This is a genomic window from Aestuariivirga sp. (genome assembly GCF_965227715.1).
Taxonomy (GTDB): Bacteria; Pseudomonadota; Alphaproteobacteria; order Rhizobiales; family Aestuariivirgaceae; genus Aestuariivirga.
Genome location: NZ_OZ245771.1, coordinates 3,021,532 through 3,044,666, shown reverse-complemented (window position 1 = coordinate 3,044,666; position 23,135 = coordinate 3,021,532). Strand labels below are relative to the sequence as shown.

The 23,135-nt window shown below is 62.7% G+C and carries 17 protein-coding genes and 1 pseudogene; 9 read left to right on the top strand and 9 right to left on the bottom strand.

Going from position 1 to position 23,135, the window contains the following annotated elements; translation table 11 throughout:
* Nucleotides 1-6 precede the first annotated feature (6 nt).
* The 3 genes from ACO06F_RS14435 to ACO06F_RS14425 are packed head-to-tail and all read left to right on the top strand — an operon-like array spanning nt 7 to nt 3,555.
* Complete coding sequence (locus ACO06F_RS14435) at nt 7-996, top strand: ABC transporter ATP-binding protein (RefSeq protein ID WP_421693444.1); 990 nt, start codon at nt 7-9, stop codon at nt 994-996.
* Entirely contained in the window at nt 993-1,979 is a 987-nt protein-coding gene (locus tag ACO06F_RS14430) for a peptide ABC transporter ATP-binding protein (protein ID WP_421693443.1), read from the top strand. Before ACO06F_RS14435 ends, ACO06F_RS14430 begins: the two co-directional genes overlap by 4 nt.
* 1 nt (nt 1,980) lies before the next feature.
* The gene (locus tag ACO06F_RS14425; RefSeq protein ID WP_421693442.1) at nt 1,981-3,555 is read left to right on the top strand and encodes a 5-guanidino-2-oxopentanoate decarboxylase; all 1,575 of its coding nucleotides are present in this window, start codon (nt 1,981-1,983) and stop codon (nt 3,553-3,555) included.
* 202 nt (nt 3,556-3,757) lie between these two features.
* Here the strand turns inward: ACO06F_RS14425 and ACO06F_RS14420 are convergent, their stop codons facing one another.
* Complete coding sequence (locus ACO06F_RS14420) at nt 3,758-4,249, bottom strand: fasciclin domain-containing protein (protein ID WP_421693441.1); 492 nt, start codon at nt 4,247-4,249, stop codon at nt 3,758-3,760.
* A gap of 170 nt (nt 4,250-4,419) precedes the next feature.
* Here ACO06F_RS14420 and ACO06F_RS14415 point away from each other — a divergent pair, with 170 nt between their 5' ends.
* Genes ACO06F_RS14415 through ACO06F_RS14405 form a run of 3 tightly spaced genes read left to right on the top strand, consistent with a single transcriptional unit; the run spans nt 4,420 to nt 9,535 of the window.
* Entirely contained in the window at nt 4,420-7,866 is a 3,447-nt protein-coding gene (locus ACO06F_RS14415) for an acyl-[ACP]--phospholipid O-acyltransferase (protein ID WP_421693440.1), read from the top strand.
* Nucleotides 7,830-9,131: an aconitase X gene (locus tag ACO06F_RS14410; protein ID WP_421696689.1), complete on the top strand. Its 1,302-nt coding sequence runs from the start codon at nt 7,830-7,832 to the stop codon at nt 9,129-9,131. Before ACO06F_RS14415 ends, ACO06F_RS14410 begins: the two co-directional genes overlap by 37 nt.
* Nucleotides 9,128-9,535: an aconitase X swivel domain-containing protein gene (locus ACO06F_RS14405; RefSeq protein WP_421693439.1), complete on the top strand. Its 408-nt coding sequence runs from the start codon at nt 9,128-9,130 to the stop codon at nt 9,533-9,535. The genes ACO06F_RS14410 and ACO06F_RS14405 overlap by 4 nt, the downstream gene beginning before the upstream one ends.
* Here ACO06F_RS14405 and mdoH read toward each other — a convergent pair whose 3' ends face one another.
* Together mdoH and ACO06F_RS14395 are read right to left on the bottom strand one after the other, a co-directional pair.
* A complete protein-coding gene (gene mdoH / locus ACO06F_RS14400) occupies nt 9,536-11,416 on the bottom strand; it encodes a glucans biosynthesis glucosyltransferase MdoH (protein WP_421693438.1) in 1,881 nt (626 codons plus the stop codon).
* On the bottom strand, nt 11,389-12,957 hold the full coding sequence (locus ACO06F_RS14395) for a glucan biosynthesis protein (protein WP_421693437.1): 1,569 nt from the start codon (nt 12,955-12,957) through the stop codon (nt 11,389-11,391). Before ACO06F_RS14395 ends, mdoH begins: the two co-directional genes overlap by 28 nt.
* A 130-nt stretch (nt 12,958-13,087) precedes the next feature.
* Between ACO06F_RS14395 and ACO06F_RS14390 the strand changes: the two are divergent.
* A pseudogene (locus ACO06F_RS14390) lies at nt 13,088-14,261 on the top strand (pyridoxal phosphate-dependent aminotransferase).
* Between the two features lie 123 nt (nt 14,262-14,384).
* On the opposite strand, the gene ACO06F_RS14385 reads toward ACO06F_RS14390, so the two are convergent.
* The 4 genes from ACO06F_RS14385 to ACO06F_RS14370 form a co-directional block, all read right to left on the bottom strand.
* Entirely contained in the window at nt 14,385-14,816 is a 432-nt protein-coding gene (locus ACO06F_RS14385) for a sarcosine oxidase subunit gamma (protein WP_421693436.1), read from the bottom strand.
* A gap of 113 nt (nt 14,817-14,929) precedes the next feature.
* Nucleotides 14,930-17,848 carry a sarcosine oxidase subunit alpha family protein gene (locus tag ACO06F_RS14380; protein WP_421693435.1) on the bottom strand — a complete coding sequence of 973 codons (2,919 nt, stop codon included), beginning with the start codon at nt 17,846-17,848 and terminating at the stop codon, nt 14,930-14,932.
* The gene (locus ACO06F_RS14375) at nt 17,845-18,129 is read right to left on the bottom strand and encodes a sarcosine oxidase subunit delta (protein ID WP_421693434.1); all 285 of its coding nucleotides are present in this window, start codon (nt 18,127-18,129) and stop codon (nt 17,845-17,847) included. The genes ACO06F_RS14380 and ACO06F_RS14375 overlap by 4 nt, the downstream gene beginning before the upstream one ends.
* 12 nt (nt 18,130-18,141) lie before the next feature.
* The gene (locus ACO06F_RS14370) at nt 18,142-19,392 is read right to left on the bottom strand and encodes a sarcosine oxidase subunit beta family protein (protein WP_421696688.1); all 1,251 of its coding nucleotides are present in this window, start codon (nt 19,390-19,392) and stop codon (nt 18,142-18,144) included.
* Nucleotides 19,393-19,482: 90 nt separating this feature from the next.
* Between ACO06F_RS14370 and ACO06F_RS14365 the strand changes: the two genes are divergently transcribed.
* Entirely contained in the window at nt 19,483-20,427 is a 945-nt protein-coding gene (locus ACO06F_RS14365; RefSeq protein ID WP_421693433.1) for a GlxA family transcriptional regulator, read from the top strand.
* On the opposite strand, the gene ACO06F_RS14360 is transcribed toward ACO06F_RS14365, so the two are convergent.
* The gene (locus ACO06F_RS14360; RefSeq protein WP_421693432.1) at nt 20,385-20,771 is read right to left on the bottom strand and encodes a winged helix-turn-helix transcriptional regulator; all 387 of its coding nucleotides are present in this window, start codon (nt 20,769-20,771) and stop codon (nt 20,385-20,387) included. The two genes, ACO06F_RS14365 and ACO06F_RS14360, sit on opposite strands and share 43 nt — an antisense overlap.
* Nucleotides 20,772-20,919: 148 nt before the next feature.
* On the opposite strand from ACO06F_RS14360, the gene ACO06F_RS14355 reads away from it, so the two are divergent.
* Complete coding sequence (locus ACO06F_RS14355) at nt 20,920-21,753, top strand: SDR family oxidoreductase (RefSeq protein WP_421693431.1); 834 nt, start codon at nt 20,920-20,922, stop codon at nt 21,751-21,753.
* 75 nt (nt 21,754-21,828) lie between these two features.
* Here the strand turns inward: ACO06F_RS14355 and glnT are convergent, their stop codons facing one another.
* Nucleotides 21,829-23,133, bottom strand: coding sequence for a type III glutamate--ammonia ligase (glnT, locus tag ACO06F_RS14350; RefSeq protein WP_421696687.1), 1,305 nt, complete (start codon nt 23,131-23,133; stop codon nt 21,829-21,831).
* Between the last annotated feature and the right edge of the window lie 2 nt (nt 23,134-23,135).

Sequence of the window (23,135 nt, the reverse complement as noted above, 5' to 3'; positions counted from 1 at the left end):
CCCGCAATGGCAATGCTCGAAATCGAAAACCTCACGGTCGAGTTCAAGACCGGCTCGGGATATTTCCGCGCCGTCGATGGCGTGACGCTCAAGGTGGACAAGGGCGAAGTGCTGGCAATCGTCGGGGAATCGGGCTCCGGCAAATCCGTCTCCATGCTCGCCGTCATGGGCCTCCTGCCCTGGACGGCGAAGGTGACGGCAGACCGCATGAGCTTCGAGGGCCAGGACCTTCTGGGCCTGTCCGCCAATGACCGCCGGCGCATCATCGGCAAGGACATTGCGATGATCTTCCAGGAGCCCATGTCCAGCCTCAACCCGTGCTTCACCGTGGGCTTCCAGATCATGGAGGCGCTGAAGGAGCACATGGATATGAACAAGGCGGAGCGCCACGCGCGTGCCGTGGAGCTGTTGCGCCTTGTCGGCATCCCCTCGCCAGAGCAGCGTCTGCGCTCCTTCCCGCACCAGCTTTCGGGCGGCATGAGCCAGCGCGTGATGATCGCCATGGCGATTTCCTGCAACCCCAAGCTCCTGATCGCCGATGAGCCGACGACGGCGCTGGACGTGACCATTCAGGCGCAGATCCTCGAGCTTCTGGTGAAGCTGCAGAAGGAAACGGGGATGGGCCTCGTCCTCATCACCCATTCCATGGGCGTCGTGGCCGAAACGGCGGAGCGCGTCTCCGTGCAATATGCCGGGCAGAAGGTGGAGGAGCAGGCTGTGGCGAACCTGTTCCGCGATCCGCATCACCCCTATACGGCCGCCCTTCTTTCGGCCCTGCCGGAGCGCGCCACGGGGCGGAAGCTGCCGTCCATTCCGGGCGTGGTGCCGGGCCAGTTTGACAGGCCCGCAGGCTGCCTGTTCTCGCCGCGCTGCCAGCTTGCAACGGAGCTGTGCCGCACCACTGTGCCGCCGCGGCTGATGGGAGCACTGTGCCACTATCCGCTGAAGGACGGCGTGCCCCAGGGCCACCCCGGCGTGAAGGAGAACGCGGCATGAGCATTGTCGTCACCGCACGAAACCTGGCGCGCCACTATGGCCTCTCGCGCGGCGCCTTCTCAGCACCCGCAACGCTCAAAGCGCTCGATGGCGCGAGCTTCACGCTGGAGCGCGGCAAGACGCTGGCGGTGGTGGGTGAATCGGGCTGCGGAAAATCGACCCTCGCGCGCCTCATTACCATGATCGAGCAGCCGACCGCGGGCTCTCTCAACATTGCGGGTGAGGAGATCGTCGGGGCGAGCGCGCAAACGCTGAAGGCGCTGCGCCCAAAAGTGCAGATCGTTTTTCAGAACCCTTATGGTTCGCTGAACCCGCGCCAGAAGATCGGCCATGCGTTGGAAGAGCCGCTACTTGTGAACACAAACCTCCCCGCAGCGGAGCGAACGGAGCGGGCACGCGCCATGATGGCGAGCGTGGGGCTCAGGCCTGAGCATTATGATCGCTACCCGCACATGTTTTCAGGCGGCCAGCGCCAGCGCATCGCCATTGCGCGGGCGCTCATGCTGGACCCCGAAGTGCTGGTGCTGGATGAGCCGGTCTCGGCGCTTGATGTTTCAATTCAGGCGCAGGTGTTGAACCTTCTGGCCGAACTGCAGGAGCGGCACAATCTTGCCTATCTGTTCATCAGCCATGATCTCTCGGTCGTCCGCCACATCGCGGATGATGTGATGGTGATGTATCTTGGCCGCGCGGTGGAACAGGGCCCGCGCGATATGATCTTCGGCAACCCGCAGCACCCCTATACCAAGGCGCTGCTTTCGGCCACGCCGCAGCCGGACCCAACGCGCAAGCGCGAGCGCATCGTGCTCAAGGGTGAGTTGCCTTCGCCCATGAACCCGCCTTCGGGTTGCACCTTCCACCCGCGCTGCCCTTGGGCGTTCGCGCCCTGCCCCATCGTCAGCCCGGCGCTGCTTGCGCATGAGGGAAGCCTCGTGGCATGCCATGCCGTGAACCCTCCTGAAGCGGATACGAAAGTAGCCTGATATGCCCCCCCAAGCGGAACTCTCGACCGGCGAAGCCCTCGTCGGCCTTCTCGAAGCCTATGGCGTCGATACGATTTTCGGTATTCCCGGCGTGCACAATGTCGAAATGTACCGGGCCCTGCCGCGCTCAGGGATCCGCCACGTGCTGGTGCGCCACGAACAGGGCGCTGGCTTCATGGCAGATGGCTATGCCCGCGCCACGGGAAAGCCCGGCGTGTGCTTCACCATCACAGGTCCCGGCCTCACCAATATCCTCACGCCACTTGGCCAGGCGTGGTCCGACTCCAGCAATGTGCTGGTGATCTCGTCCGCACTCGACATCAAGGATTCGGCACAGGGCCGCGGGCGGCTGCATGAAATGCTGGACCAGCGCGGCGCTGCCGCCACGGTGACGAGCCTTCACATGCGCGCCTATACGCCCAAAGACGTGCGTGATGCCGTGGCCCGCGCCTTCGCCAATTTTGCCAGCCGCAGGCCGCGCCCCGCTTATATTGAAATTCCGCTGGACCTTCTGAAGGAGCCCGCAGGCGAAGGCTGGACGGCGCGCACGCTTCCCGCCATCGCCACGCCGCCCGCAGCGCAGATCGCTCAGGCCATTGCCAAGCTCAACAGCGCCAGGTCCCCGCTGATCCTCTTAGGGGGCGGCGCCCTTCATGCCGGGGACGCCGCTGTTGCCATTGCGGAAAAGCTGAAGGCGCCGATCCTGACCACGACGGCCGGCAAGGGTGCCGTTCCCGCGGCGCATCCTTTGTGCCTTGGCAATGTTCTGGGACGTGAGGGCGTGTGGACGCTGTTCGAAAATTCGGACGCCATCCTCTGCGCGGGCTCGGAGCTTTCCGAGACGGATTTCTGGAACACCGAGGCGCTGATCGAGAAAAACCTGATCCGCATCGACATCGACCCTGATGTGATGGGCCGCCCGCACACGGCGGACATCGCCATCCTCGGCGATGCAAAGGAGGCACTCGAGGCCATTGCCCACGGCGTGAAGGAGCGTGAGGGCAAATCAAGCGCTCACTTCGACTTGGGCGAAGCTGACGCATTGCGGGCGATGCTGGCCAAGGTGCTGGGCGTGATCCGCGAGGCCCTGCCGCCGGAAACCGTGATCTGCTCCGACATGACGCAGATTGCCTATGCCGGAAACGAAATATTCCCCGTGTCAGTGCCTCGCACTTGGCTGCACCCGGTGGGCTTCGGCACGCTGGGCTTTGCACTGCCAGCCGGCATCGGCGCCAAATTCGGCGTGGGAGAAAGACCCGTGGCCGTGATGATCGGCGACTATGGCCTGCAATACACGATCAACGAACTTGGCACCGCGGCGGAGCACAAGCTGCCCATCGTCATCCTGATGTGGAACAATGATGCGCTGGGCCAGATCCGCGACGACATGGTGATGAAAGGTATCCAGCCCAATGCCGTGACGCTGCGGAATCCGGATTTCCAGGCCCTCGCCAAGGCCTATGGCCTGAAGGCGGAGAAGCCATCCTCGCTCAAGGCGCTGGCGGAGGCCATCACATCCGCACTCGCAGCCGATGGCCCGACGCTGATCGAGATGACGCCGCGCATGGTGGGCTAAGGCGCCCCTCATGCGAGATAACTTACCTGCCTTAGCACGCTGACCTGCCGTCTTCTCCCGCTGAAGGAGCGGGAGAAGACGAAACGGTGACGCCCCAAAAAAGGATTGCCCGGACAAGCCGGGCAATGGGTGATGGGGGTGTCAGCTTCACCCATGCCATGGCTTGACCGTGGCATCCTTCGAATGATGTAAGCTTATAAGCTTACATCTTCGGCATGATGACGGCGTCGATCACGTGGATCACGCCATTGTCGACCACGATGTCAGCCTGGGTGACCTTGGCATTGTCGATCATCACCGCACCGTCCTTGGTGGTGATGGTGATCTCGGAGCCCTGCACGGTCTTGGCCTTGGTATCCTTGCCGGCGATGTCCGCGGCCATCACCTTGCCCGGCACCACGTGATAGGTGAGGATGGCGACGAGCTTGTCCTTGTTCTCGGGCTTCAGCAGCATGTCCACCGTGCCGGCGGGGAGCTTGGCGAAAGCTTCGTCCGTAGGAGCGAAGACAGTGAAAGGACCTTTGCCCTTCAGCGTATCCACGAGGCCAGCGGCCTGCACGGCAGCGACCAGCGTCTTGAAATTGCCATTGGCGACAGCGGCGTCCACCACGTCGGCGGCGAAGGCCTGGGCGGAAAGAGCGAAGGCGGAAACGGTGAAAGCCGCAGCGGCGGCGAGGTTGCGAAGACGTGTCATATGGAATCTCCCTGTGTCTCAATTGACCATCTGGTTACGGCCCCTTCTTCCCCGTGGTTTGCGCACGGAAATTCACGAAATCGTTTTTCGGCGTTTGATGATCGGCCACGGGTCTGACATAGTCGGAGCGATAGCGTCAGCAACCTGAGATTATTGGAACCGATCGATTCATGAGTGGCGAGCCGAACCAGACGCAAAGCCAATTCGCGATCCTCACCTCGCGCAGTTTCCTGCCCCTCTTCGTGACCCAGGCGATCAGCGCTTTCAATGACAACGCGGTGAGGAACGGCATTGCCATCCTGATCACCTATGATCTGGCGGTGCGCTTCCACTTCGATGCGGCGCTCTTCGTGCAGGCGGGCCTCGCGCTGTTCATGCTGCCTTACTTTCTGTTCTCGGCCTTCGCGGGCCAATTGGCGGACAAATACGACAAGGCGATCGTTGCACGCTGGGTGAAACTCTTCGATCTTGCAGCCATGGTCTTCGGGGGTTTGAGCCTCTATCTCGAAAACCCGGTCATGCACCTCATCGTGCTGTTCCTGGCGGGCACCACGGCAGCGTTCTTCGGACCCATCAAATATGGCGTGCTGCCGCAGTATCTGCGGCGGGATGAGCTGATCGCGGGAAACGCGCTGATCGAGCTTGGCACCTTCGTGACCATCCTGCTGGGCACATTGTTCGGCGGCTTCCTGGTCCTCAATCATCTGGGGCGGGATATTCTCGCCATCTCCATCATCGTGCTGGCGATCATCGCTTTCGCCTGCGCCTTCCTGATGCCCTCGGCACCAGGTGACCGCTCGATCAAGTTCGACTGGAACATTCCGCGCGCCACATGGAAGCTTCTCTCCTATGCGCGTGAGCGCGAGGATGTGTTCTGGTCGGTGATCGGCGCCTCCTGGTTCTGGTTCTTGGGCGCCGCCATCATGGCGCAGCTACCCGTCTTCACACGGGACGTGCTGCTGGCCAATGACGCCGTGGCCAATTCCTTCATTGGCCTCTTCACGATCGGCATTGGTGCTGGCTCGCTTCTCACCAACTTCCTGCTGAAGGGCGACGTCTCGCCACGCTACGTTCCCATCGCCTCCATCATGATGACGGTGTTCCTGCTCGATCTCTATTTCGCAGCAGGCGCCGTCAACGCTTTGCTGGCAGGAAGTGCGGACAATGGTGTTGGGGTCTTCTTCAGCAGCTGGCAAAGCTGGCGCGTGGGGGCGGACCTGTTCTTCGTCGCCTTCTTCGGCGGGCTCTATGCAGTGCCGCTCAACGCCATCATGCAGCACCGCTCCAACCCGTCACGCCGCTCCCGCGTGATTGCCGCCAACAATGTGATGAATGCGATCTTTATGATCGCGTCAGCGCTTGCAGGGGCCGTGCTGCTGAAGGTGATGTCTGCCCAGGCCTTCTTCCTTCTGTTGGGCCTTTCAAACGCCATTGCCTCGATCTTCGTCGCGAGGCTTCTGACGCAGGAACTCACTGCCGGCATCGCCCGCTTCTTCTTCCGCCTGTTCTACCGCGTCGAGGTGAAGGGCATGGAGAATTACCGCGCGGCGGGGCGCAAGGCCGTGATCGTCGCCAACCACACGTCGTTCCTCGATGGGCCGCTGCTCTCCTCCTTCCTTCCCGAACGCGCGAGCTTCGCGATTGACACGCATATTTCTCAGCGCTGGTGGGCCAAGCCCGCCTTCATCCTGTTCAAGATGATCCCCATTGACCCCACCAACCCCATGGCCCTGCGCGGGCTGGTGGATGAATTGAAGAAGGGCCGCAAGGTCGTGATCTTTCCGGAGGGCCGCCTCACCGTGACGGGCGCCCTGATGAAAGTCTATGAGGGGCCGGGTGCGATTGCGCAGATGGCAAAGGCGCGCGTGCTGCCGGTGCGGATTGACGGCGCGCTCTACACGCCCTTCTCGCGCATGCGCGGCAAGCTCAGGCTTCGCTGGTTCCCCAAGATCACCATCACTTTCCTGCCGCCGGTAAAATTCGACCCTCCCGATGGCTTCCGGGGTGCCGCGTTGCGCCAGCACCAGGCGGACCGGCTTTATGACGTGATGACGGACATGGTGTTCCGCACATCCAACATCGACCGCACGCTGTTCCAGTCCCTCCTCGATGCCCGCCACATCCATGGGCGGGACCACAAGGTGGTTGAGGACATTGCGCGCAACCCGACGAGCTTCGACCGGCTGGTGATGGGAAGCTTCATCCTCGGCCGGCGCATGGCAGAGATGACGGTGGGCCAGCGCAATGTGGCGGTGCTGCTGCCCAACTCCATCGGCTGCCTGCTGACTGTTTTCGGCCTCCACGCCTTTGGCCGCGTGCCGGCAATGCTGAACTTCTCGACAGGTGCAGTGAACATGGCGGCGGCCTGCGCTGCGGCTCGGGCCTCAACCATCGTCACTTCGCGACGCTTCATCGAGGCGGGCAAGATGGAGGAGGATCTGAAGGTCCTCGCAGAAGGCCGCAAGGTGATCTACCTCGAAGAACTGCGTGAAGGCCTGGTGTTGAAGGACAAGCTCTATGGCCTGTTCGCACGGCTGTTCTCGAAGACGGCCCTGCGCCTGGGCGGCGCTTCGGCCGATCCTAACTCACCCGCCATCATCCTCTTCACATCGGGCTCCGAAGGGCTGCCCAAGGGCGTGGTGCTGTCCCACCGCAACTTGCAGGCCAACCGCTATCAGGCAGCGGCGCGCATTGCCTTCACCTCATCCGACATCGTGTTCAACGCGCTCCCCATGTTCCATGCCTTCGGGCTGACGGGCGGCGCGCTGCTTCCCGTTCTGGCAGGCGTTCGCACCTTCCTTTATCCCTCGCCCCTGCATTACAAAGTGGTGCCGGAGCTTTGCTATGAAACCAACGCCACGGTGCTGTTCGGCACGGATACGTTCCTCATGGGCTATGCCCGGAGTGCCCACCCTTACGACTTCTTCAACGTGCGCCTGGTGGTGGCGGGGGCGGAACGGGTGAAGCCCGAAACGCGCGAGGCCTGGATGGAGAAATTCGGCCTCCGCATTCTCGAAGGCTATGGCGCAACCGAATGTGCGCCCGTCGTCGCCGTCAACACGCCGATGCATTTCCGCACCGGCACGGTGGGCCGGCTGCTGGACCAGATCCAGCACCGGCTGGAGCCCGTCCCCGGCATCGACGAAGGCGGACGCCTCTTCGTCAAAGGCCCCAACATCATGCTGGGATACTTGCGCGCGGAAAATCCCGGCGTCATCGAAACCCCACCCGATGGCTGGTATGATACGGGCGATATTGTGAAGATCGACGAGGACGGCTTCGTCATCATTCTCGGCCGCGCCAAGCGCTTTGCGAAGATCGCGGGCGAGATGGTGTCTCTGGGGCTGGTGGAGCAGAAGCTTGGGCAGGCCTTCCCCGAGGGCCAGCATGCCGTCGTCGCCGTGCCCGATTTGCGCAAGGGCGAGCAGCTCGTGATGTTCACCACGGATGCCACTCTCGACGCACCCAAGGTGGCGGAGGCGATGAAGGCACAAGGGGCCACGGCACTGATCGTGCCGCGCACTGTGATAGCGCTCGAGGCACTGCCCCTGCTCGGCTCTGGCAAGACCGATTATCAGGCATTGAACCGCCTGGCCCAGGCGCAGGTGAAGCCCTGAGCCTGGAGCTTTCCGACCACGCGCGCGCCTTGCTCTCGGGCGAGGCCGGCACCGCCATGCAGCTTGCGATGCGCCTCGTCGTGAAGGCGGCGGACATCATGGGGGCGGAGCAGCTGATCCCCATCTCCTTCGCCCATCTCGATGCCTGTTTCTACACGGGCCAGGCCCATGTGGATTTCGTGCGCTTCCTGGTCGAGAACGGCGCGGCCTTGAGCGTTGAGACCTGGACCAACAATGGCGTCGTCAGCCTCGCTGACCCGTCACTCCGTCCGCGCGCGGAAGACCCGGAGATGGTCGATGGCGCGGCGGAGCTGATGCATCTCTATGAGCAGCTGGGCACCAGACCCACCTGGACCTGCGCGCCCTATCAGCTGGCAGGCGGACCGTCCTTTGGCGATCATATTGCCGTGGGCGAGTCCAATGCCGTCTCCTATTACAATTCGGTCGTCGGCGCCCGCACCAACAAATATGGCGACTATCTCGATGTCGCCTGCGCCTTGACGGGGCTTGCACCTGATGCCGGGTTGCACCGCGATGACCAGCGCCAGGCTGCCCTTCACATTGATTGCAGGGGCCTCCCCGAATGCTGGCGGCGCGAAGACATATTCGCGCATCTGATCGGCCACCATGCAGGCCGCCTGAGCGGGCGGCGCGTGCCGGTGATCTCAGGCCTTGCCGCAGACCAGCCCAAGCATGCGCTGAAGGCCATCAGCTCCGCCGCGGCTTCCTCCGGCGGTGTGGAGCTTTGGCATGGCGCCGGGGTCACGCCGGAAGCGCCCGAGCTATCAGCCGTCTTCGGCGGGGGCGAAACGCACCACGTGTCAGCCGCCGATCTCAGCAGGGCCCACCGTGACCTCTCGACCGGCGCGGACGGGCCGCTCGATGCCGTGGCCCTCGGCACACCGCACTTCGCCCTCACCGAGTTTGCCGAACTCGTCAGGCTGCTCGATGGGCGCAAGGTGAAGCCGGGGATTCCGGTGCTCGTCTCCACCAGCCGGGGCGTGCGCGAGCTGGCCCGCGCCAAAGGCTGGGTCACGATTCTGGAACAGGCGGGCATCGAAGTGCCCGTCGACATCTGCACTTATCATTCGCCGCGCGTGCGGGGCCTCAAAGGGCGGGTGATGACCAATGCCGCCAAATGGGCCTATTACGCGCCAGGAATGCTGGGGATCGAAGTGGCCTTCGGCTCGCTGAAGGAATGCGTGGAAAGCGCCATCAGGGGCGAGGTCTGGCGGGACCCTGCATTGTGGACCAACGCAGCATGAAAGCCCGCATTCTCTCAGGTGGTGCCGCCGAAGGGCCTGTGCTCTCCCTTGATGAGCCGTTGAGCTTCTGGGGCGCCTTCGAGCCACGCACCGGCATCATCATCGACAGCCACCACCCGCAACGCGGGGCCTGCGTCACGGGAACGGTATTGGTGATGCGTGAGACTCGCGGCTCGGGCTCCGCGCCGGGCGCCATTGCGGAATCCATCAGGCTCGGAACGGCACCGGTGGCAATCATCCTGGCAGAGCCTGACATCAACCTCGCCGTCGGCGCCGAAGTGGCGGCAACACTTTACGGCGGCCAATGCGTGGTGGCTGAGGTGACGCTAGAGGTTCTGGCGTTGCTGCGGCGGGAGAAGCGCCTTGCCATTGCGGCGGATGGCGCCATCACGCCATCCGGCTGATCACTCGGCCGCTTCGAGCAGCACTTCGCTGGGCATGCCGCCGAAATCCTCGGCCTCTGCAGCGCGCGGAGCCTCCTCCGGAATGCGAAAGACGTTCCAGTGCCACAGTCTGCGTCCGAACTCCGGCAGGCCCGTGGCCCAGGAGACTAAGGGAGAGAGGATCAAGGCACCCGCAATGGGCGCCAGCCACAGGAAGGTGGCCCCGGAAATGTGCAGCGCCAGCAGGCCGAAGCACAGGCCGGCCACCACATGCCAGGCATGGATCCGCGCACAGGCGGCAAAGGGCATGGCCTGATCGTCCCGGTTCTGGGCATTCCACCCGGAATCGCGCCCCAGGAACACATCCGCCACCACGCGGGACTGAAGCAGCATCATGATGGGCGAGAGCAGCATGGAGACGAAGGTTTCCGCCAACACACTCTTGATGAGGCCCATCGCCCCGCCACAACCCTTACGAAGCTCGGGATCTATAAGGGCGAGCGTCAGGGCCAGAAGCTTCGGCAGATAGAGAACGCCGAACGTAATGGCGAAGAGCCTGAGTGCCAGTTCGGGGTCGAACACCGGCCAGACGGGAAAGAGCGAGAAGGTTTCGGGGAAATAATTGGGCGTCGTGTGCCTTGCCACCGTGGCAAGGGTCAGGCCTGCCAGCAGCAGCAAAAGCCACAGGGGCGAGGCGAGATAGGACATGATGCCCTGGATCAGATGCACCCGGCTGACCCAATTGAGGCCCTTGGCGCTGACAATCTTCATATGCTGCAGATTGCCCTGTGCCCAGCGCCGGTCCCTTGTAGCGAGGTCGACCAGGCAGGGCGGCGTCTCCTCGTAGGAGCCGGTAAGCGCGGGCAGCATATAAACCGCCCAGCCCGCACGGCGGATCAGGGCGGCCTCGACGAAATCATGGCTCAGCACATGGCCGCCGAAGGGCTTGCGGCCGGAAAGCTCCGGCAACCCGCAGGCCTCGGCAAAAGCGCGGGTACGGATGATGGCGTTATGGCCCCAATAGTTGCCGTCCCGTCCGTGCCAAGCGGAGAGACCGGTGGCCACCAGCGGGCCATAAACCCGGCCTGCAAACTGGGTCATCCGGGCGAAGGGCGTCCAGCGGTTTTGCAGCAGTGGCAGGGATTGGATGATGCCGGCCTTGGGGTCCGCCGCCATGGCGCGGGCCAGCGTGATCATCGCCGTGGCGCTCATGTCGCTGTCCGCGTCCAGCACGATCATATGGTCATAGGCCGCACCCCAGCGGGTCACGAAATCCGCGATGTTGCCGGCCTTGCGGTGGTGGTTGTTTTCCCGCCTGCGGTAATAGACCTTCATGGCGGGGGAGAGTTGGCGTTCGAGCCAGGCAAAGGCATCGCGCTCCGCGGCGGCGATGTGATCCTTGCGGGTGTCGCTCAGCACGAAAATGTCGAAGTGGCGGGCAGCCCCTTCCCGCCTAAGCGCCATGGCCATGCGGGAGAGTGCGGCAAAGACCCGCTCAGGATCTTCATTATAGACCGGCATCAAAAGCGCGGTGCGCCCCATGTCGCAGGTGTCGGCCAGCGGCGGAAGTGCGGGCTTGCCCCTGAGCAGCACAACAAAGCCCAGAATGGCGCTGGCGCAGGAGAAGGCGATCCACGCAAAGGTCAGCGCGAAGAACGTGGCGAACAGCACCTGAAGAGCGGTGATATCAACCGAGCTGATCACCTCATACATTTTCCAGGTGCCGAAGCCGGTGATGATGACCGATGCACCGAAAACGAAGAGCCTGGCCAGCAGAACCTCCTGCCCGTTGCCCACGGCAGCAGACTTGCCCGTCCAGGACGCAAGGTCCTGCATGGGCATTTCAAGCGGCGCGGGTGCCGGCAGGGAGTCGTTCAGCTTCTGGTCCACCTGAAGAGCCATGTCTCGCTTGCTTTCTTGTCGCCGCGCTTCAGCACGGCGCGCAGTTCCGCGATGTCTGCCCCATTGACGTTATGCTCGAAAGAAAGCCGCGTCGTTTTCTCGACGTCATTTCTGGCTGCATGCACATTGGAAAGCACCCCCGCGGAGGCCGTAACATCCGCAACCAACTCACCTTCAAGCTCCTCGCCCGCGAACTCGATGACGTAAAGCCTGAGATCTGGGTCGTAAGAAGGCGGGTCAGCCGAATAGTTCGGATCAACGCCCGCCGACGAGAAAACCGTTCGGCCTACAGGAAGTTCCACGCCTACGGGCCAATCTTGGCACCAGTGAAGGCGGTAGACGTAGGAATAGCTCTGGCCCTGCTTCAACGGGTCGCGGGGCTGCCAGAACGCCACGATATTGTCATTGGTTTCGAGCTGGGTGGGGATTTCGTAAAGCTCCACATCACCTGGACCCCAGTCGCCGATCGGCTCTGCCCACAGGCTGGGGCGCCGCTCATAGCGGGACTCGAGGTCCATGTAGTCGCGGTACTGGCGCTTCCGCTGCATCAGGCCGAAGCCCCTGGGGCTCTGGTCGATGAAGGCCGAAACCTGCAGCGTCTTGGGGTTGGCCAGCGGCCGCCACAGAAACTCGCCTGCCCCCGTCTGCATCATCAAACCGTCCGAATCATGGACGGCCGGACGGAAGTCATCGACGGGCTTGGACAGCGGGTCGAGCAGGAACATGGAGGTCATCGGCGCGATGCCGACATGGGCGATATCCCGGCGGGGGTAGAGCGTCAGTTCGACGTCCATCTGCGTATCGTCGCCCGGCTTGATCGAAAACTTGTAGGCACCGGTGACGGACGGGCTGTCGAGCAGCGCCTCCACAACCACGGTGGTGGAGGCCGGGTCGGGCTTCCGCAGCCAGAAGGCCCGGAACATCGGAAATTCCTCGCCTTTGGGCTGGCCTGTGTCGAGGGCAAGACCCCGCGCCGAAAGGCCGTAAAGCAGGCCCTTGCCCACGCCCCGGAAATAGGACGCGCCCTGAAACACCACGAACTCGTCGTTATATTCCTTGGAATTGATCGGATAGCGGAGCCTGAGGCCCGCATAATGCATGTCCGTCTTGCCGTCCTGCTTGGGCACCTGGGGGCCGAAGGTGAACAGCTCCGGACTGTAATTGATGCGCGCCGCCTGGCCGTCTTCGACCACATACACATCGACCGGAGAGGTGAACAGGAAGCCTGAATGGAAGAGGTCGAAGGAGAACTGATGCGGTTCCCCCTTCCAGAACGATTTATCCGGATTGAAACGGATGTCCCGGTACTGGTCGTAGGTCAGCTTGTCCCAGCCGGGGGGCATGGCAATGCGCTTGTCTTCCCAGGGCTTCTGGGCCAACGCTTCGGCGAGCTTGCGCACCTGGTCTTCCGCAAAGGGCTGCTGCTCGATGAACAGGTCCGTGGCCTGCGCGAATGCGGGCAGCGTGCCGGCCCGCATTGCAGTGGCGAGTGCGCCAAGCAGGGCGGCCGACCCCAGTAGCTGACGCCGTGAAATATTCATGTGAGGGAAATCCGAGAAGATGGTGCGGCGCACAAAGTAACGTAACCTCCAGAAATGTAAAGACCCCTGGCGGCCTCTCGACCGCTGCATGGCCTTGCACTAAAAGCGCGGCGAAACAAGGGTGCCGAAAATGAAATTTGCGAAAGTAACGGACAGGCTTAACGGCCTCGGTTCCGAGAAATGGGCTGTTCACATCGAAGGAAAGCGCCGCGCCGCGCTGGGGGAACCCCTGATCTTCCTGTCGATCGGTGAGCCTGACGCCCCGCCCCCTGCCGCCATCCTCGAGGAAGCCAGCCGCCAGATGATGGCCGGACGCTTCCGCTATGCCGAAGGCCGGGGGGGAGGACAACACCAGGCGCGCGCTCGCCCGCCTCTACACCCGGCAGACCGGCCGGGCCATCGGGGAGGACCAGTTCATCTACCTCCCCGGCACCCAGACGGCCCTGTTTGCCGCCATGCTGGCGACGATCGAGGACGGCGACGAGGTGCTGATGGCGGACCCCTATTACGCCACCTATGAAGGGGTAATCGCCGCGGCGGGCGGAATCCCCGTGCCGATCCTGGCCGATCCTGACCACGGCTTTCACCTGAAGGCCGAGGACCTGGAAAGGGCAATCACGCCGCGCTCCCGCGTGCTGCTGATGAACACGCCGTCCAACCCGACCGGCGCCGTGCTGAGCCGCGCCCAAATCGAGAAGATCGGCAAGGTCTGCGAAAAGCATGACCTTTGGATCATCTCGGATGAAGTCTATGCCACGCTCACCTATGGCAACACGGTGTTCTCATCACCATTCGATGTGCCGGAGCTCGAAAAGCGCACCATCGTCGTCTCCTCGATCTCGAAGTCGCATGCACTGCCCGGATTCCGCTGTGGCTGGATCGCCGCCTCCACCGAATTCTGCAATCGCTGCGCACCGGTGACGGAGACCATGCTGTTCGGCTCCCAGCAATTCCTCGAGGATGCGATGGCGTTTGCCCTCGACACGCATTTTGAAGAGTTGGATGCGATGAAGCTCAATTATGAGAAACGCGCCCGCGCCCTCGTGAAGGCGCTTCATGGCTCAACAAAAGTATCCGCCCGCATGCCGGAAGGTAGCATGTTCGTGATGGTCGATGTGCGCAAGACAGGCCTCTCCGGCGAAGCCTTCGCCCGCCGCCTGCTGGCCGAAGAAAATGTCGTCACCATGCCCGGCGAAAGCTTCGGCGCCGGCGGCGCCGGGCATTTGCGCGTGGCGCTGACGGTGGGGGTGGAAGACATCACCGAAGCCTGCAAACGCATCGTGCGGCTGGCGGAGCGGGTTTAGCAAGCGGCCGGGGTCGTCACCCTTCAACTCACCCATGCCCCGGCTTGACCGGGGCATCCTCTTTGCCGCCCCAAAAAGATGGCCGGGGTTCACCCGGCCATGGTGAGTGAGATAAGTACGCTCTTAGATCACCTGATAACCAAACTCTTCCGCCTGCTCCGTGATCCACTCCCAGAAGCTTTCCGCGAAGCCGCGGAACACGGAGAGGTCATAGGCATCCTCACTCACGCGTGTGAGATGAACGCCCACATGGGCCATCTGGGTGAGGGCGGACTTGCCCACAGGAAACGCGTCCGGGTGAAGGTCCACCGGCGTGCCCTTGGCCAGCACGGCGCGGGCCTTGGGGCCGGAGATGCGGAGGATGACACGGCCATGGCTCTGGTCGCTCACCGAAGCGATGCCGCTGAGCGCAACCTTCAGCTCGCGATAGAGCGCCGCCTCGCCGCGGCCCTCCGCCACCACGAAATACTGGCCGGGCCCCGCCCACTGCGCAGTATGGCCCTTGAGCACCGCGGCAGTTGCTTCGCCTTGGCCTGAGCGCGCAATCACCGTCACGATTTGACAGCGGGTGGCGCACGGTGAAGTGCACACCCGGCGAACCACTGCTTGCGCCGAAGCGGCCTTGCAACGCCACGTCACTGAGCGGCGAAATGCGGGTGAATGATGTGTCAGGCATGGAGTCTCTTGTTCTCCTTGTCGAAATGCACCGGATCGCAGATTTCGCCCATCACGCAAGTGCCGCGCAGACCATCCCACACCTGCACCACCTCGCCATGGCGCGCCCGGCCATTGGCGATGAGTGCCAGACCCACCCACATGTTGAGCATGGGCGACCAGGCCACCGAGGTAACATAGCCCTGGTCATTTGCCATGGAGGGCGTGTCTTCGCGCTTCAGGATATGCGCGCCGGAGCGAAGGCGGTCCGTCGGGTCCACCGGGCGGATACCGACGACGCATTGGCGGTTGGGGTCCACAAGGCCTTCGCGCTGCGCCATCATCCGGCCGATGAAGTCCTTCTTGGCGGAAACCATCTTGCCCATGCCAAGGTCGCCCGCCGTGGTCGTGCCATTGAGCTCGCCGCCCGCCACATGGCCCTTCTCGATGCGCATGATGGACAGCGCCTCAACACCATAGGGCGTGATGCCGAATTCCTCGCCCGCCTGGCAGATGGCGCGCGCCGCCAGGGAGCCGTAGTCCGCAGGCACGGCCAGCTCATAAGCATGTTCGCCCGAGAAGGAGAGGCGGAACAGCCGCGCCGGGATGCCGCCCAGAACGGTCACCTCAAGCGCCGCCATATAGGGCACGCTCTCATCCGTCATCACCAGATCATCCACGATCTTCTGCAGCGTGGCGCGGGACTTGGGCCCCGCCACCGCCATCTGCGCCCATTGCTCGGTAACGCTCACATAGGTGACATCCAGATCGGGGAACAACGCCTGATGCGCGAACTCCATCTGCGCCATCACCTTGGCCGCATTGGCCGTGGTGGTGGTCATCACATAATGATCATCCGCGAGGCGGGAGGTGGTGCCGTCATCATAGACGATGCCATCTTCCCGCAGCATCAGCCCATAGCGCGCCTTGCCCACAGCGAGCGTCGAGAAGGTGTTGCAATAAAGCCTATCGAGGAACACGCCCGCGTCCCGGCCCTGCACATCGATCTTGCCCAAGGTCGAGACATCGCAGATGCCGACATGGCTTCTCGTGGTTCGCACCTCGCGCGAGGCGGAGGCGAGCCAGTCTTCACCCGGCAGCGGGAACCAGGAGGAGCGCATCCATAGCCCGGTTTCAACGAAGACCGCGCCCAGTTCCTCGGCCCAGTCATGCAGCGGCGTCTTGCGGACGGGCTGGAAATGATGGCCAGTGAAGGGCCCGGCGAAAGCACCAAAGGCAACAGGCGTGTAGAAGGGACGGAAAGTGGTGGTGCCCACCTCCTCCATAGAACGGCCTGTCGCCTCGGCGATGAGGGCGATGGCGTTGACATTGCCGAGCTTGCCTTGGTCGGTTGCCATGCCCGTCGTCGTGTAGCGCTTGGCGAGTTCGATGTCCTTATAGCCCTCGCGTGCCGCAAGCGGCAGATCCTTGGCGGTGGCGTCATTCTGGTAGTCGATGAAGGCCTTGCCCTTGCCACCTTTCACCCACCACAGCGGCGAAATGGCGAAGGCCTCATCCCGGCACTTCGGAACGGCGATGGGCTTGCCGTCTGCCGCACCCTTGGCCGCACCATCGGCTAGGCATTCGGAGAGCAGCATCTTTCCCGCCGCCGAACCGGCGACGGTGAAGACGGGACCCACATCGGGCGGCAGGAAGGCCAGAAGATTTGCGTCCCAATGGGGCTTTGCCCCACGATGACAGGCGAGGTTGACGATGGGGCTCCACCCGCCGGACATGGCGACGGCATCACACGCGATATGGGTGCCATCCGTCAGATGCACGGCCTTCACAACCTTGCCGCCCGTCACATCCGCAATCATCCGCCCACGGAGCACTGGAATGCCGGAAGCCTCCGCGCTGGACTCCGTGCGGCTGTCGATGATGGCTTCTACGTGGACGCCAGATGCCTTCATGTCGCGCGCGGTGCGATAGGCGGAGTCATTGTTGCCAAACACCACAATGGCGCGGCCCGCCGCGGCGGCATAGCGATTGGCATAGTTGCGCATGGCGGAGGCCAGCATCACGCCGGGCACGTCATTTCCGCCAAAGGCCACCGGGCGCTCTTCCGCGCCCGCGGCCAGCACGGCGCGCTTCGCCATGATCTTCCAGTAGCGCTGGCGCGGCTCATAAGGGTTAGGCACAGCCACGTGATCGTTCACGCGTTCAATGGCGCCAAACACATTGCCGTCAAACCAGCCGGCCACCGTGGTGCGGGGCATCAGCGTGACGTTGGCCATAGAGCCAAGCTCCGCCAGCACGCCCTGTGCCCAATCGAAGCCCGATTGCCCGGCGATCTCTTCCTGCTCGAACAGCAGCGAGCCGCCAAGGGCCGAGCCTTCATCGGCCAGCACCACACGCTGGCCGGACCGCGCCGCGGCGAGTGCCGCCATCAGCCCGGTGGGGCCGGAGCCGATGACCAGCAGATCGCAATGGGCATAGGCCTTCTCATACTTATCCGGATCGGGGAGCTTGGAGGCTGTGCCCAAACCCGCCGCACGGCGGATCAGCGGCTCATAGATCTTCTCCCAGAAGCTCTTCGGCCACATGAAGGTCTTGTAGTAGAAGCCCGCGACAAAGATCGATGAGGCAAGCGAATTGACAGCGCCTAAGTCGAAATCAAGCGACGGCCAGCGGCTCTGGCTTTTCGCGGTCAGGCCGTCGTAAAGCTCCACCATGGTGGCACGGGTATTGGCCTCCTTGCGGCCGCCCTCGCGCAGTTCCACCAGCGCATTGGGCTCTGCCGCACCTGCGGTGATCACCCCGCGCGGCCGGTGATATTTGAAGGAGCGGCCCATCAGATGAACGCCATTGGCGATCAGGGCCGAGGCCAGCGTATCACCCTGAAGCCCGGTAAAGCGCGTACCGTCAAAGCTGAAGGACAGGGGCCTATCGCGGTCAATGAGCCCGCCAGTGCCGAGACGATAGGAGCTCATGACTTTGCTCCCTTGGTTTTCGCATAATCACGCGCGGTGACACAGGAATAAACCTCATGGGTCGCCGTGTTGCGCGTGACGACGAGCCAGGCGCGGCAGCCGCCGGAGTGGTGAGTATATTCATCGAAGCGTCCGCGCGGATTGTCGCGCAGATACACATAATCATACCACTGCTCCATCGAGGCTGGATCATTGGTTGAGGGGCGCGTCACCGAGGCATCGCCGAGGAAGGTGAATTCCTCGACAGGCCTTGTTCCGCAATGGGGGCAGGAGATGAGCATCGGCGTGATCCGTCAGTGCAGGTTCGGTGTGGCGCCCTGGCCTTTTTCGTCCAGCATGTGGCCGGTGCGGAACCGGTCCAGACGATAGGAAGCGCTGAGCTTGTGGGGTTCGTCTTTCGCAATGGTGTGGGCGAAGCACCAGCCAGAGGCAGGCGTGGCCTTGAAGCCGCCATAGCACCAGCCGGCATTGAGATAGAGGCCCTGAATATGCGTCTTGTCGATGATGGGAGAGCCATCCATCGACATGTCCATAATGCCGCCCCAGGAGCGGAGCACGCGCACCCGCGAAACCGAAGGGATCATGGCCACACCGGCCTCGATCACATGCTCCACCATCGGCAGATTGCCGCGCCGGGCATAGGAATTATAGCCGTCAATGTCACCGCCAAAAACGAGGCCTCCCTTGTCCGACTGGGAAACATAGAAATGCCCCGCGCCAAAGGTGACCACGCCATCGATATAGGGCTTCAACCCTTCTGACACGAAGGCTTGCAGCACATGGCTCTCGATTGGCAGCTTCAAGCCAGCCATGGCGGCGGTTTCAGACGAATTGCCGGCGGTTGCGAGTCCCAGCTTCTTGCACTTGATGAAACCCTTGCTGGTCTCAACACCCAGCACCTTGCCGTTCTCAATGCGGATGCCCGTCACTTCGCAATGCTGGATGATGTCCACCCCGCGGCTGTCAGCGCCACGCGCGTAGCCCCAGGCCACGCCATCATGGCGCACCGTGCCGCCGCGCCGCTGCAGTAGCCCGCCCTTGATGGGGAAGCGCGCATTCTCATAGTCGAAAAAGGGATACATCTCGCGCACTGCCTCACGGTCCAGAAGCTCTGCATCCACGCCATCAATGCGCATGGCGTTGCCGCGCCTCGCGAAGGCATCGCGCTGGGCATCGGTGTGGCAGAGGTTCAAGACGCCGCGCTGGGAAACCATGGCGTTGAAATTGAAGTCCTGCTCCAGATTCTCCCACAGCTTCATCGACCATTCATAGAACGGGTTGTTGCCAGGCAGCATGTAATTGGAGCGGATGATCGTCGTGTTGCGGCCGATATTGCCGGAGCCGAGCCAGCCTTTCTCGATCACCGCCACATTGCTGATGCCATGCACCTTGGCGAGATAATACGCCGTCGCCAGCCCATGGCCGCCGCCGCCGACGATGACGACGTCATATTCCTTCTTCGGCTCGGGCTCGCGCCAAGCGGGCTGCCAGTTCTTGTGGCCCGAGAAGGAATTCTTGATCAGCGAGAAGACGTTGTAACGCATGCGCAGGTCCTGAAGCTTGTGGGCCATCTTCTAAACCCCAAGCCCCGCTTCGTCTTGCACATGAAAGCCGTTTCCTGATAGATTTGTGCCATGCCCGAGACGCCCCAGACGGTTGGCCTGCTGCTCATCCCCGGCTTCGCGCTGATGTCCTATGCCTCGGTGGTGGAGCCCCTGCGCGCCGCCAATCTGCTGGCGGGGAAGGAGCTTTACCGCTGGGTCCATGTCTCCCCCGGGCCTGCCGTGGTTCCGGCCTCCTGCGGCGCCACCGTGCCCTGCATTAAGGTCGAGGAAGCGGGGCCGCTCGATTTCCTGTTCGTCTGTGCCGGCGGGAACCCCACGGCCTTCCGGGACCGGGCAACGCTGCAATGGCTCCGCCAGCTGGCGGCGCGCGGCGTGCGGATCGGCGGGGTGTCCGGCGGGCCGGTCATTCTCGCCAAGGCCGGCATCATGGATGGCTATCATATGACGGTGCATTGGGAGCATGCGCCGGCCGTCGCCGAAAGCTATCCCAACATCCTGCTCACGCGATCGATTTTCATCGTGGACCGGAACCGCCTGAGCTGTGCGGGCGGCACAGCCCCCCTGGACATGATGCATGCGCTGATCGCAGAGGCCCATGGGCCGGAACTTGCCCGCCGCGTGTCCGACTGGTTCATGCACACGGACATCCGCCCCGCCCAGAGCGCCCAGCGCGCCTCGCTCGCCGAGCGCTTCGGCATTCATGACGCGCGGCTGACAGCAGCGCTGGAACTGATGGAGAGCCACCCCGGCGAACCGCTGATGCGCGGCGAAACCGCACGCCGCATCGGGCTTTCAACCCGCCAGCTCGACCGGCTGTTTTCCGAGAAGCTCAAGAGCAGCTATGCCAGCCACTACCGCCACATCAGGCTGGAACGCGCCCGCGATCTCCTCCGCCAATCCGCCGTGCCCCTCACCGAAATTGCGCTGGGCTGCGGCTTCTCAAGCGCCAGCCATTTCGGCCGCGCCTATCGTCAGGCATTCGGCGTGACGCCCGCTTCAGAGCGGCGGTCATAGGCGGCCTGGGCCTTGTGGATGGCGTCCATATTGGCCTCCGCCCAATGGGCGAAGGTCGCCACCGCTTCGGTGAGCTTTTTTCCGAGCGGAGTGAGCGCATATTCAACGGTGACCGGCACCGTGGGGTAGGCCGTGCGGGCGATGAGGCCATCGCGCTCCAGAAGCTTCAGTGTTGAGGATAAAACCTTCTGGGAAATGCCGCTGATGTCGCGCTTCAGCGCATTGAAACGTGCCGTCCCCTCGCTGAGGCGGTCTAGGATCAGCAACGCCCATTTATCGGCAATGCGGTCCAGCACGGCGCGGGTGGGGCAGCGGTCATTGTAGATATCATAGGCATGCTTCATCGCGTCAGGTCCTCCGGCCGGCGTGGTTTCCAAAAGGAAACCAGGTATGGAAAAGGTGCTTTCTTGTGGTTTCGCTTGGGCATCATATAACTGATGTGCACTTGGTTTCCAAATGAAACCACATAGCCATTCAAAGAGGACGACGAAAATGCCAAGTATTCTCGTAACCGGTGCCACAGGCCATATTGGCCGGCCCCTGGTCAAGGACCTGATCGCCCGGGGCGAAAGCGTGAAGGCCGCCTCACGCGCGGGTAAACCCGTCGAAGGTGCGGAAGGTGTTGCCTTCGACATTGCCAAGCCGGATTTCGAAACGCTCTTTGCAGGCGTTGACCGCCTCTTCCTGCTCCTGCCCACAGGCTATGTTGACAGCAAGGCTCTGCTCCTCCCCATCGTCCAGGCCGCGGCGGCGCGCCGTGTGAAGATCGTGTTCATCAGCGCCATTGGTGTTGACGCAGATGATTCTATTCCCTACCGCCAGGTTGAAATCGCCATCGAGAAATCCGGTGTTCCTTATGTGATCCTGCGGCCCAACTGGTTTGCGGATAACTTCCATATCTTCTGGAAAGCCGGAATCGACCATGGCCAGTTCTCGACGCCGGCAGCCGATGGAAAGTCGTCCTTCATCGACGCACGCGACATTGCTGCGAGCGCGGCGGCAGCACTCACATCATCCCGCTTCGATGGCAAGGCCTACAATCTCACGGGCCCTGCAGCTCTGTCCTATGCGGAAGCTGCGGAGACGCTGTCATCGGTGCTTGGCCGCAAGATCACCTATCAGCCGATCAGCGATGAAGCCTTCGTCGCAATGCTGACGGGAGCGGGCGTTTCCGCGGACTATGCGAATTTCCTCGCCATGATCTTCCACCCCGTGCGCGAAGGCTGGACCGCGGCCGTGACGGATCACGTGCAGACACTCACCGGCCGCGCACCCCATTCCCTGCGTGACTATGCCGAGCACAACAAGGCAGCTCTTCTCGCTTGAGGCACACACGTTCTCGCTCACAAAAAACCCGGCGCGATTTTCTCGCGCCGGGTTTGAAATTGAAGCCTGCAATACTCAGCAGTCGAGGGTGGAATCGCGCTCCCACTGCGTGAGATGGCGGCAGTAATTGTTCCACTCATTGTGCTTGAGCTTGAGATAGCCCTGGGACACGTCCTTGCCGAGCATCTCCTGAAGATAAGTATCCTGCTCGAAATTGCGCAGCGCATCGAGAAGGTTCAGGGGAAGCTTCTTGGCATCCTGGATGGTGTGGCCTTGCGCATACATGTCGATGTCGAGGCGCTTGCCCGGGTCGATCTGCGTTTCCACGCCATGCATGCCCGCAACCAAGATTGAGGCGAGCAGCAGGTAGGGATTGGCCGCGGGGTCCGGCAGGCGGTATTCCGCGCGCCCGCCATCGGGAATGCGCACCATGTGCGTGCGGTTGTTGCCGCCATAGGTGATGGAGGAGGGAGACCAGGTTGCGCCTGAGATGGTGCGCGGCGCGTTGATGCGCTTGTAGGAATTCACCGTCGGGTTGGTGAGGGCGCACATGGCGGCGGCATGGTGCATCAATCCGCCGATGAAATGATAGCCGAGCTTCGAAACGCCGAGCTCGCCCTTGTCATCCTCGAACAGATTGGTCTTGCGGTCGTTCGTCCACACGGACAGATGCACATGGCAGCCATTGCCCGTCAGGTTGATGAAGGGCTTCGGCATGAAGGTGGCGCGCAGCCCGTGCTTCTCGGCGATGGACTTCACCATGAACTTGAAGAAGGCCAGCTGATCAGCCGTCGTCAGTGCATCGGCGAAGTTCCAGTTGATCTCGAACTGGCCATTGGCATCCTCATGGTCGTTCTGATAGGGGCCCCAGCCCAGCTCCGTCATGGTCGTGCAGATTTCCGCGATGACGTCGAGACGGCGCATGATCGCTGCCTGATCGTAGCAAGGCTTGTCCGCCGTATCGCGGTGGTCGGACACGGCCGAGCCATCGGCATTGGTCAGGTGGAACTCGGGCTCCACACCCGCCATCAGTTTCATGTTCTGCTTGGCATAGTGCTCGGTCAGCTTGCGCAGCACGACGCGCGGCGCTTGCGCCAGCGGTTCGCCATTCATCCAGGGCTCACCCGCAACCCATGCAACATCAGGGCGCCACGGAAGCCGGATGATGGCGTTTGTATCCGGCATCACCAGAATATCGGGATGCGCGGGAGTCTGGTCCAGCCATGTGGCGAAGCCTGCAAAGCCCGCACCTGCCTTCTGCATGCGCGCCGCGGCCTCCGCGGGAACGAGCTTTGCCCGCTGCACGCCGAACAGATCGGTGAAATTGAAAAGGAAGAATTTAATGCCGTGTTCCTTGGCATAAGAGGCGAGATCGCCCATGG

What these genes read in the sequence shown, in the direction of transcription:
- ACO06F_RS14365 (WP_421693433.1), top strand. Translation starts at nt 19,483, where the DNA reads ATGCCCGAGACGCCCCAGACGGTTGGCCTGCTGCTCATCCCCGGCTTC.
- ACO06F_RS14360 (WP_421693432.1), bottom strand. Translation starts at nt 20,771, where the DNA reads ATGAAGCATGCCTATGATATCTACAATGACCGCTGCCCCACCCGCGCC.
- ACO06F_RS14355 (WP_421693431.1), top strand. Translation starts at nt 20,920, where the DNA reads ATGCCAAGTATTCTCGTAACCGGTGCCACAGGCCATATTGGCCGGCCC.
- ACO06F_RS14425 (WP_421693442.1), top strand. Translation starts at nt 1,981, where the DNA reads ATGCCCCCCCAAGCGGAACTCTCGACCGGCGAAGCCCTCGTCGGCCTT.
- glnT (WP_421696687.1), bottom strand. Translation starts at nt 23,133, where the DNA reads ATGGGCGATCTCGCCTCTTATGCCAAGGAACACGGCATTAAATTCTTC.
- ACO06F_RS14430 (WP_421693443.1), top strand. Translation starts at nt 993, where the DNA reads ATGAGCATTGTCGTCACCGCACGAAACCTGGCGCGCCACTATGGCCTC.
- ACO06F_RS14405 (WP_421693439.1), top strand. Translation starts at nt 9,128, where the DNA reads ATGAAAGCCCGCATTCTCTCAGGTGGTGCCGCCGAAGGGCCTGTGCTC.
- ACO06F_RS14370 (WP_421696688.1), bottom strand. Translation starts at nt 19,392, where the DNA reads ATGCGTTACAACGTCTTCTCGCTGATCAAGAATTCCTTCTCGGGCCAC.
- ACO06F_RS14380 (WP_421693435.1), bottom strand. Translation starts at nt 17,848, where the DNA reads ATGAGCTCCTATCGTCTCGGCACTGGCGGGCTCATTGACCGCGATAGG.
- ACO06F_RS14375 (WP_421693434.1), bottom strand. Translation starts at nt 18,129, where the DNA reads ATGCTCATCTCCTGCCCCCATTGCGGAACAAGGCCTGTCGAGGAATTC.
- ACO06F_RS14435 (WP_421693444.1), top strand. Translation starts at nt 7, where the DNA reads ATGGCAATGCTCGAAATCGAAAACCTCACGGTCGAGTTCAAGACCGGC.
- ACO06F_RS14420 (WP_421693441.1), bottom strand. Translation starts at nt 4,249, where the DNA reads ATGACACGTCTTCGCAACCTCGCCGCCGCTGCGGCTTTCACCGTTTCC.
- ACO06F_RS14395 (WP_421693437.1), bottom strand. Translation starts at nt 12,957, where the DNA reads ATGAATATTTCACGGCGTCAGCTACTGGGGTCGGCCGCCCTGCTTGGC.
- mdoH (WP_421693438.1), bottom strand. Translation starts at nt 11,416, where the DNA reads ATGGCTCTTCAGGTGGACCAGAAGCTGAACGACTCCCTGCCGGCACCC.
- ACO06F_RS14415 (WP_421693440.1), top strand. Translation starts at nt 4,420, where the DNA reads ATGAGTGGCGAGCCGAACCAGACGCAAAGCCAATTCGCGATCCTCACC.